This window comes from Streptomyces pilosus, assembly GCF_014649835.1.
Taxonomy (GTDB): domain Bacteria; phylum Actinomycetota; class Actinomycetes; order Streptomycetales; family Streptomycetaceae; genus Streptomyces; species Streptomyces pilosus.
In genome coordinates, this window is sequence record NZ_BMTU01000016.1 from 144,998 (window position 1) to 154,870 (window position 9,873).

7 protein-coding genes and 2 pseudogenes are annotated in these 9,873 nt (G+C 70.2%); 4 read left to right on the forward strand and 5 right to left on the reverse strand.

The genetic code is table 11. The features are described from left to right. Nucleotides 1-43: 43 nt before the first annotated feature. Nucleotides 44-697 (forward strand): TetR/AcrR family transcriptional regulator C-terminal domain-containing protein, encoded by a 654-nt coding sequence (locus IE118_RS29740; RefSeq protein WP_189561187.1) that lies wholly within the window; start codon nt 44-46, stop codon nt 695-697. 8 nt (nt 698-705) lie between these two features. Here IE118_RS29740 and IE118_RS29745 read toward each other — a convergent pair. From IE118_RS29745 to IE118_RS29760, 4 genes and pseudogenes are all read right to left on the reverse strand, one after another. Beyond that, nucleotides 706-885 (reverse strand): annotated as a pseudogene (locus IE118_RS29745) (transposase); the annotation flags it as partial. Nucleotides 886-928: 43 nt separating this feature from the next. Continuing rightward, entirely contained in the window at nt 929-1,588 is a 660-nt protein-coding gene (locus tag IE118_RS29750; RefSeq protein WP_189561188.1) for a response regulator, read from the reverse strand. Beyond that, nucleotides 1,585-2,733 carry a sensor histidine kinase gene (locus IE118_RS29755; protein WP_189561189.1) on the reverse strand — a complete coding sequence of 383 codons (1,149 nt, stop codon included), beginning with the start codon at nt 2,731-2,733 and terminating at the stop codon, nt 1,585-1,587. The genes IE118_RS29750 and IE118_RS29755 overlap by 4 nt, the downstream gene beginning before the upstream one ends. Next, the gene (locus tag IE118_RS29760; RefSeq protein ID WP_189561190.1) at nt 2,730-3,569 is read right to left on the reverse strand and encodes a CPBP family intramembrane glutamic endopeptidase; all 840 of its coding nucleotides are present in this window, start codon (nt 3,567-3,569) and stop codon (nt 2,730-2,732) included. The genes IE118_RS29755 and IE118_RS29760 overlap by 4 nt, the downstream gene beginning before the upstream one ends. Nucleotides 3,570-3,988: 419 nt before the next feature. Here IE118_RS29760 and IE118_RS29765 point away from each other — a divergent pair, with 419 nt between their 5' ends. Further along, complete coding sequence (locus tag IE118_RS29765; protein ID WP_373303243.1) at nt 3,989-5,395, forward strand: SWIM zinc finger family protein; 1,407 nt, start codon at nt 3,989-3,991, stop codon at nt 5,393-5,395. A 5-nt stretch (nt 5,396-5,400) separates the two neighbouring features. Then, the gene (locus tag IE118_RS29770; protein WP_229846996.1) at nt 5,401-8,031 is read left to right on the forward strand and encodes a DUF7824 domain-containing protein; all 2,631 of its coding nucleotides are present in this window, start codon (nt 5,401-5,403) and stop codon (nt 8,029-8,031) included. Nucleotides 8,032-8,167: 136 nt separating this feature from the next. Here the strand turns inward: IE118_RS29770 and IE118_RS29775 are convergent, their stop codons facing one another. Next, nucleotides 8,168-8,365 (reverse strand): hypothetical protein, encoded by a 198-nt coding sequence (locus IE118_RS29775; protein WP_189561192.1) that lies wholly within the window; start codon nt 8,363-8,365, stop codon nt 8,168-8,170. Nucleotides 8,366-8,615: 250 nt separating this feature from the next. Here IE118_RS29775 and IE118_RS34215 point away from each other — a divergent pair. Continuing rightward, nucleotides 8,616-9,873 (forward strand): annotated as a pseudogene (locus tag IE118_RS34215) (hypothetical protein); the annotation flags it as partial.

Genomic DNA, 9,873 nt, shown 5'->3' on the forward strand with positions numbered 1-9,873 from the left:
GCCGAGCATCTCCTTAACGCCGTTAAGCTGTCAAGCTGTGCGGGTGGGAACGGAACGACGCGCCCCCCTCGACCGAAAGCGAGTCGCGGACACGGCGCTGGAACTGCTGAACGAGGTGGGGCTGGACGGCCTCACCCTGCGCGCTATCTCCAAGAAGCTGGACGTCAAGGCGCCCGCCCTGTACTGGCATTTCAAGGACAAGCAGGCCCTGCTCGACGAGATGGCGACCGAGATGTACCGCCGGATGGTCGCCGGCGCCGCGCTCGATCCGGACGACACCTGGCGGGAGCGGCTACTCAAGGCCAACCGGGGCCTGCGCGCGGCGCTGCTCGGTTACCGCGACGGTGCGAAGGTGTTCAGCGGGTCGCGCTTCACCAGCCTGGACCACGCCGAGCAGTGGGAGGACAACCTGCGCCTGTTCACCGCCGCGGGCTTCAGCCTTTCCCAGGCGGTCCGGGCGTTCACGACGGCCTATCTCTTCACCCTCGGCTTCGTCACCGAGGAACAGGGTGCCCAGCCCCTGCCCGGCGAGCTCCCCGAGGGGTTCGACCTGGTGGCGGAACGCGCCCGCAGGCTGGCCGGCTACCCGCTGACGGCCGCGGCGGGGGCTGAGCTCTTTACGGACTACGACCGGCACTTCGAGGAGGGGCTGGAGTTGGTGATCGCGGGGATCAGGGTGCGCTACGGCCTTGACTGAGCGGTCCCGCCCGCCTTCCCGCGGCTCTCGCCGTCCTGGCGCCAGGCTTGCTCTGGCTGATACGGACGCCGGTCTGTCAAGGCCCGTCCGTGACGGGAGGCGTAGGCGGGGAACACGCCGACCTGACTGTTCTCGATGTGTCCGGCGGTTCCGGTGTACTGCCGCTGATCGCCGGCCGAACCGCGACCCGTCGGGCCAGTGCTGGCGCCACGGTTCGGTCCAAACTGTCTGTCAGGACACCAGGCCCTGACGGTAGGCGTAGACGACTGCTTGGACGCGGTCGCGGAGGCCGAGCTTCGTGAGGATGCGGGAGACGAAGGTTTTGACCGTCTCCCGGCTGATCACTAGGGCCGCGGCGATCTCGTTGTTGGAGAGGCCGTCCGCGATGAGGCGGAGGACCTCCAGTTCGCGGGGGGTCAGCGGGATGTCGGGCCCGCTGTCCTCGGCGGGGCGGATCCGGACGGCGTACCGGCCGACGAGTTGGCGTGTCACCTCGGGGTCCAGCAGTGCGGCGCCCGCCGCCACGGTCCGGATTCCGTGCAGCAGTTGGGCCGGCGGCGCATCCTTGAGGAGGAAGCCGCTCGCGCCGGCGCGGAGCGCCTCGTAGACGTATTCGTCGAGGTTGAACGTCGTCACGACGAGCACCTTGACGGGGTGCGGTACGCCGGCGCCGGCCAGGAGGCGGGTGGCCGATATGCCGTCGAGCACTGGCATGCGGATGTCCATCACCACGACGTCCGGGCGGAGTTGTTCGACGAGGTCGACGGCGGTTTGCCCGTCCCCGCACTCGGCCGCGACCTCGAGATCAGGCTGAGCGTCGATGATCGTCGCCAGTCCGGTGCGGATCAGTACCTGGTCGTCGCAGATCAGGACGCGGATGGGGGCGGTCACGACGGGCTCCCGGCGGGTATGTCGGCACGGACGACGAAACCGCCGTCCTTCTGTTCCTCCGCGCTGAAGTCGCCGCCGAGGACGTCGACCCGTTCACGGAGACCGGCCAGGCCGCGCCCGCTCCCGGACAGTCCGGGGGTCTTCGAGCCGGAGCCGTCCGTGCCGACCTCCACGGTAATGACTCCCGAGCCGTGGCGCACGCGGACGGAAGTGCGGCTTCCGCGGGCGTATTTGAGGGCGTTCGTCAGGGACTCCTGCACCACCCGGTAGGCCACGAGGTCGGCGCTGCCGGTCGACTCGGCCGGTGTGCCCTCTTCGGTGAACTCCACGGGCTGGCCGGCCCGCCGTGTCTGCTCGACGAGGGTGAGGAGCCGGCCGGCGGGTGGAGTCCTGGGCTCGGTGCTGTGGTCGGGGTTGAGCAGGTCGAGCAGGTGCCGCAGGTCCGTGATGGCCCGGCGGCCGGTGTCGGTGACGGCTGCCAGGCTCTGTTCGAGGCGATCGGGGACGGCGGTCAGATAGCGGGCCGCCTCGGCCTGTACGACCATCGCCGTCACGTGGTGGGTCACCACGTCGTGGAGTTCGCGGGCGATGCGGGCGCGTTCGGCGGCGCGAGTGTCCGCGGCGATGCGGCGGCGTTGCTCGGCCTCCAGGCCCCGGGTGTGACGAGCCCATGACCCGACGCCCCAGGCGAGTGCTATGGCCAGGTAGAACGTCACGAACTCCGCGGGCGGTTCGCCGGGGCCGAGCCGGTGAAGCGCGACCGCCAGCGGGACGTATGCCATGGAGGCGGCGATCGCGGTTGCCCGCCTGTGGTGTTCCAGGTGGGAGGCCACGCTCATCAGTGCGATGGGCAGCGCGATACCGGCGAGTGAGTGGTAGCCGCGGAGCTGGTCGAGGGCGAAGCCGATCGACACCAACCCGAAGCAGAGGACGGGCCATCGCCGGCGTCCGGCGAGCGGGAGGCACTGGAGGGCGATCGCTGCCAGGGCCAGGGCGTCGAAGGGGCGGGTCGGCAGGCCGCCGAGCTCCGTGCCGTTGTCGTGGTAGACCAGCGAGGCGGCGAAGAGGACCGCTGCGAGGGGGAGGTACCAGACTGTGGCGCCTGCCCGGCGCCACAGTTCCTGGATCCGCGGAAGTCCGGTCACTGGGGCAGTGTAGTGGGGGTGGCGGCGACCCGGTCGGCGCGCCGGCGACGGGGCACCAGGTTGCCGCGCTTGTGGGCCAGCCACATGAACCCGATGGTCACCAGTACGCCGAACAGCACCGCGTACACGCTGCCTTCCGGTCCGAAGTCGCCGCCGGTGATCCATGCCGGGCCCGACGTCATGGTGTCCAGCAGTCCCTGCGGGGTGTTGTTGCCGGATACTTCGGTGCTGAAGATGCCGGCCGCCGCGAAGTTCCAGCCGAAGTGGAGGCCGATGGGCACCCACAGCGTGCGGGTCGCGGCGTAGGCGGCGGCGAGCATGCCGCCGGCCTCGATCGCGATGGCGAGGGCGCCCCACAGGTCGGCGTTGGGGTTCAACAGGTGCGAGAGCCCGAACAGTACTCCGGTCAGCGTGAGAGCGATCCAGGTGCCGGTGCGCTCCTCGATGATCCTGAACAAGATCCCCCGGAAGATCAGTTCCTCCGTCACAGAGGCGGCCGCCATGAATCCGACCAGTCCCACGGCGCCGGAGACCGAGCCCAGGCCGTTGATCTCGTAGTGCGCGTTGACGTAGATGTTCGTGATGACGGCGCCGAACATCGCGACGCCGATCAGCATCCCCCGGCCGATCGCGGCCCCGGCACCCTTGCGGGCCACTTCGGTGACCGGACGGTGCTCGGTCTTGCTGACCACCCATCCGTAGACGACTACGGCGAGCACGGAGACCAGGAGTCCCAGAACGAGCTGGAGCCAGGGGTGGTCCTCCACGGTGGCGACCACCTGACTGCCGATCATGGCGACCACCACGACTGCCGACAGCTGCCAGACGAACCTCATGAACGCTCCTTCTCCGCGATCCGCGGCCGGGATGCCGCAACGCCTCGAACGCTACGGATCCGGCGTCCGCCAATCGTCACCTCACGGTGGACACCTGCACGTAGCTCGCGTGGGGGACAGGCGCTCCGAGGGGCCGCTCGATTCCGGTGGCGGCGCGCCCGACTGCCGGGATTCACACCCGGCTACGTGTGCGTGTGCCTGTGTGGGAGGCACTGTCCGCGGCCCCGGTCGCCGGCCTCGAAGTGCCTCGATGGTGCCGCGGAATGTGCTGCCCACCAGAGACCTCGAGCGAGATGGGCATGCGACTGCGATACCTGCCGTCCGGCCGCCCGCGACACCTCGCCGATTGTCACCCGCTTCAGGCCCGCGCGACGTGTGCCCAGGGGGCCGATGTCCGTGCCAACCCCTAGCCTGTGGGCGTGAGTTCAAGGACCCATTCCTATGGCTACATGCACCCGTCCGCCGTGCGCGTGACCCCGGCCGGGCGCTCCCTCGCTCTGGAGACCTCGGGCGGTGCCACGCCGGACGGCGAGGCGGCCAATCCGCGATTCTTCGACGGGTTCCTGACCGCGCCGGCCGCGGCGGCGGCGGCCCTGCTCGCCGTCGCCGACGTCGCCGCCAGCCGCTACTACCGGCCGCGGCCGTCGGCCTTCCTGGATCCGGTCGTCACGGCCGGCGGCGACCGGTTGCGGCTGGAGTCCTTCTCCGCCTGCTGCGGAGTGCACGCGCGCCTCGACGTTCTCGCCTCCAGCCTCGACGGTGACGATGTCGGCCACGGCACCACCAACGTGGACATCAACACACCGCTGCGCCTGGCCCTCGCCAGGATCGGCTGCCTGGACCCCTTGCACCTCCGGGTGGGGCCGGACGGACTGGAGGCCACCACCTTCGACGGCCGGTTCGTGGAGAAGAAGGTCCCGCTGCCGGAGCGCTGGCTGCGCGGATTCGCGGAGGCCCAGGTGGTCGCGGCGGGCCTTGTCCCGCGCGCCGAGATACCCGCCGCGGAGGCGGCCGCCGTACTGCGGTCGCTGCCGCGGCTCACCCAGCGGTCCGGCGCGCACACGACACGATGGGTGGTTCCCTCGGGCCGCACGCTGCGCCCGGCTACCAGGCCCTCGCCCGGTGCCGTGTGCCTGCCCGGCTGCGAGCGACTACTGAGCCTCCAGCAGGTACTGCGGCACGCATCGACGGTGCGGGTGTACGCCCCGGAACCCGAGCGGAGCCACGACGAGTCGCGCTGGGCCCAACGGGAACGGACCGCGGCCGTCGCGTGGGAGGCCGCACTGCCCGGCATGCGGCTGACGCTCCTGCTCTCCCCGCACGCCTCGCGCGGCTTCTCCGGAGAGGGTGGTGTGCTCGACGACCTGACCATGCAACCGGCGGCGCGGGAAACGGACCGGGTGGCGGAGCTGCTGGCTTGGGAGCCGAAGATCGACGTGGGCGACCTGTCCGCGCAGTCCGGGCTGACGCCCGGACGAGTCCGCGCGGCCCTGGCGATGCTGAGCGCCTCCGGGCAGATCGGCTACGACCTGGCCGAAATGGCGTACTACCACCGACACCTGCCCTACGACGCGGGCGCCGCTGAGACCCGCAATCCGCGGCTGCGTGGAGCGAAGGCGCTGGTCGCCGCGGGCGCGGTCCGCATCGACGGCGCGCTGGCGTGGGTGGGGGAGGGTGAGCACGCCTACCTGGTCCGCATCGAGGACGGCGAGCGGATGAGTTGCACCTGCCTGTGGTGGGCGAAATACCGCGGTGGCCGAGGACCGTGCAAGCACGTACTCGCCACCCGCATGGTCCGGAACACGAAGAAGGAGTCCGCACGGTGAGACTGATGGCACTCGTGGAGGCCGGTGACGTTCCCGGCGTGCTCCGGGCACTGGGTGAACTCGGCGCGGAACAGCGCGCGGCCCAATTGCCGGAGCTGGACGCCCGCTACGAGGAGCTGGGTTTCCCGGGCTGGCTGAAGCTCACCGCCGAACAGGGTGTGGCCCTGGCCAGCGCACGGTTGGGCTGCCAGGAGACCCCGGACGCCGCGGCCCGCCACCTCCACTCGGGCGGACGGTACGTGCCCCCGCAGGACGGCTGGATGGCCGACGTCGTCGACCTGTTCCCCGTCGGATGGCGGACCGAACTCGTGGCGCGGCTCGACGAGCAGGTGCGCGAGCGCAGTGGTTCACAACGCCTCCACTTCGTCGTCGACCACATCGTCCGCACCACCGGCTGCCCGATGCCGCAATCCGACTACTTCGTCGACGGCTGGCTGCGCAAGCACGCGTGCGGTCCGTCGGACGGTCTCCTGGAACGGCTGCGCGAGGACCCCCTCTCCGCGAAGCTGCTCCCGCTGGCCCTGGAAGGGCCCTCCGTCTCCTTCAGCAGCCATGTGCTGTCGGCGCTGTGCACCCTCGCCGCCGAGGAGATGGTCGACCGTGCCGCGCTCGTCCGCCGTACCTTCGCGATCGTGGCCGGCCAGCACCCGGCCGCAGCCATCCAGTACTGGCAGGCCGTCCCCCTCACTGCCGAGGAGCACGCCCGAACGGCACCCCAACGGGTTGCCCTGGCCGAAAGGCTGCTCGTACGTCTTCTGCAGGACGGCGCACCCAAGACGATCACACCGGTCATGACGTTCCTGCGGGCTCTGGCCCTCACTCCAGCCGAATATGTTCCCTTCATCCGGGACCACGTGGCCATGCTCGACCTGTCGTCCCCGGTGGCCTCCTACGGCCAGGAGGTCCTCCGCGAACTGGACGAGGCGGGGCTACTGGAGGAGGACGTACTCAGCGAGGCGTGCGAACGCGTCCTGCTGCGCCCCGAGAAGAAACTGGTACGCGCACAGCTGTCCTGGCTCGACCGGGTGGCACGGCGGGAGCCCGCGCGCGCGGACCGGATACTGGCGGAAACGGCGCTCGCCTTCGAGCACCCGGACGTGTCCGTGCAGGAGCGCGCCCTCCGGCTCGTCGCCCGCCACCTGAAGAAGGCGGGCGGCCCGGCGAGGGCGGAGCTCCGGACGGCTGCCGCGTCGCTCGGGCCGGCGCTGGCCGTACGTGCCGCGGAACTGCTCGGCACGCAAACGCCCGGCACGGAGCAGGACACTCGAGCCGAGCGACTCGCCGAGGCCGAGGTGCTGCCCTTCCTGTCCGGGCCCGGACCGGTGCCGGGTCCCGCCGGGTCGGCCGCCGAGGTGGCCCAGGAGCTGGCGGTTGTCCTCACGGACGACGACGTGGTGGCGTTCGAGCGCGCGCTGGACGGGCTGGTCCGCCATGCCCGGCTCGACCGTGAGGCACTGTGCCGGGCGCTCGAACCGGTCATGCGCAGGGGACCGGGCGTCCACCATGACTGCGGGCAGAGCGATCTGTACGACGTGGCGGCGGCCGTGCGGGGTGACGAGCCGAGGAAACTGTACGGTCGCCCCCACCGCAGGATCAGTCACGGCGAAGCGGTCTCCCCGCCCGGTAAGTTACTCATGGCGCGTCTGATGGAGGCCATCGATGTGATCGAGGCCGGTGCGCAGCCGTTCCTGCTGGCTCTGCCGACCCACGTCACCGGTGCCGTGGACGCGGGCGTGCTGGTGGAACGCCTTGCCGAGCTGGAGCGCAGGGGAGTCGAACCGGCACCGGTCGACCTGGAGCAGGCCCTGCTGCGGGTGACCCCCACAGCGGATGAGCAGGTACGGTGTGCTGCGGGTGACCTGCGGTCGGACGCCGGCCGGCGACTGGCGCGCCGACTGCGCGAAGGCGGCCTGCCGCACCAGGACTCGACTCCGGAGAAGTGGCCGACCGCTGATCCGGGTGACGCCCCGCCCGGACGGTGGGAGCCCGCGTCCCCCGGCTTGGACCAGGACATCCAGCTTCTGCCGGTCGCGGCTGCCGTCCTCGGTACGTTCGAACGGGACCGGACCCTCGAAGGCGGCTACAGCCCCCACGACATCTACGCCGCACCGTACTGGGTGGCTCAGCTGCCGCATCACCGCGACGAGGTGGCCGCACGTGCCAGGAACTCGGTGAACGGCCGCATGCTCGCACGTTTGACCGAAGCGGGCGGCCCGGCGGGATACGCCCTGCACTGGCAGATCGCCCGGAAGATCGACCACGACCGTGATTCCGCGGTGGACGCCCTGCTCGCGCTCGCCGCGCAGGGCCAGTTCGACGGCCGACTGCTCGGCGGACAGTTGCAGGCGCTGATATGTGCCGGATCGAGCTCACCCAAGCGCGTCGTCGACGGACTGCGCACGGCGGCCGCAACCGGTGCGTACGCCACGGTCTGGTCCGTGGTGGAGGCCGCTCTGCCCGCGCTGCTGCGCGGCACACCGGTCAGGGATGCCGGGGCACTCCTCGCCGTGGGGGTCGAGTGCGCTTCACGCTGCGCGGCCAAGGGTGTCGTCCCCGAGGTCGAGGCGGTGGCCGCGCGCACCGGATCGAGCCAGACGGTGAAACACGCCAGGCTGCTGCGAGACGTCCTGCGTTGAGACGGTGAGACGACAGTCCCGTTCCCACTCCGCCTTCGCGCTCCGTGCCCGGCTCGAGCGCCTGATCTGAGAGCTTCCTGCTCAGCGCCGCCGGGGCTCCCTCATCCGAGGGCGCAGAGAACCGTCTGGCGAACAGTTACCGGTTCAGGGAGGCGAGGACGGCCAGGCACAGGGTCAGGGCTGCGGCGAAGGCGACACCGCTGCGTGAGAGGGCCGCCGGAATGGAGGCTCCTTCCCAGCGGGCGAGGCCGAAACTGATCATCGCGGCGACCGCGGCCGACAACACGGCAACCGCCAGGACGAGAAGCAGGAACGCTGTGGAGCCGTAGTTCACGGTAGCACCGCCTTGATGAGGCTTCATCGGGAGAAGATTGCGACGATCACGAGTAGAACCCGCTGGTGGCCCGGTTGAATGTTCTCCGGTGACAACAGGGGGTTGTCCGGTGAACAACTGAGCGGGAGGGCGCGTGGGGGGAAAGGGAAAGCGACCCGGCCGGCCGTGGGCTCCACCGCGAGGATCGTGCGCCGAGATCAATCAACTGGTCGAGCAGGTGCGGTCGTGGCTGGACGGTGCCTCGTTGTCGGTGAGGCAGCTCCACCAGCGTCTTACTCCGGACCATTTCGAGACCGGAGTGGTGCCAGAGTTACGTCGCCTGCGTGATCTGTTGTCCGGTGACGGACTGACGTGGGACCTGGTCGAGGCGGTGGCTGACGTCTGTTTTCCGGACGAACCGATCGACCGGACCGCGCAACGCCTGCAGACAGCACAGGAATTATGGCACCGGGCCCGAACCAGCCCGACCTCGTTCGCGGAGGGTACACAAGAGCTGGCACTCGCTCATGAGCTGCTGGCGGCCAAGGACCGCACCATCGAGGTGTACCAGGAATTGCAGGTCGTTCGCCGGGCCTACGAGGCCAGCGAACGCAGCCAGGCTCAGGCGCTTCAGATCGCCACGCTTCTGTTCGCCATGCTTGGCCAGGCCCAGGCAAAGGTGGCGGAACTGAAACGCCGGGTCGACGCCCAGGTACCGCCGCCGGCCCACTCGCTGACGCACACGGCGCTGGAGCTACGCCTGTCCCGCGCACAGCGGCAGCAGAACGACCTACGTCAGCAACTGGCGCGTGCCGAGCAGGAGAGAGACACCGCCCAGCAGGTCGTCGACCATGCCGCGCGCCGCATACATGCTCTGGAAGCCGAACTGACCGAGCTGCGTGAATGGGCGGGATGTGAGGATGCTGCCCCCGTGCAGGAGCTGACCCTGCGGGTTCCTCAGCCCGACCTGCGAGCGATCTCCGACGATGACGCGGCTCTCGACGACGTCGATCTTGCCCTGGAGAAGGCTCGCGCTGTGCTCGACGAGGAGCACGATTCCGTTCAGCAAGCTGCCCACGACATGGGCTACCGAGCCGCTCCGTCCTCGAACTCTGACGGTGTCGTCATCAAGGTGCCGGCCCGAACTCGGTTCACAGCCACTCAGCAGCCCCTTCGCGGGACGGGAGAAGAATCCTCGGCATTGTCCGGGACAACCTCGGACAACCAGCTGGCCGGCCCCGACACCCCTCCCGCCGTCGATGCATCGCGTCTGTCCGCTGATCGTCTGCGCTACATCGGCGCCGCGACCCGGCGGATCGCCCGCGGCGTCGACCTGGACGAGATCGTGATGGGGCTGTGCCGGGCCACCGTGCCCACCTTCTCCGACGCGATCCTGGTCCATCTGCGGTCCCCGCTGCCGGTCGGCGACGAACGGCCCACCGGCCCGCTGGTGCTGCGGCTGCGCCGCACCGACCGCATCCCGGCGGAACGGGACACCGAGGGCGGCTTCATGCCGGTCGCCGCGCCGC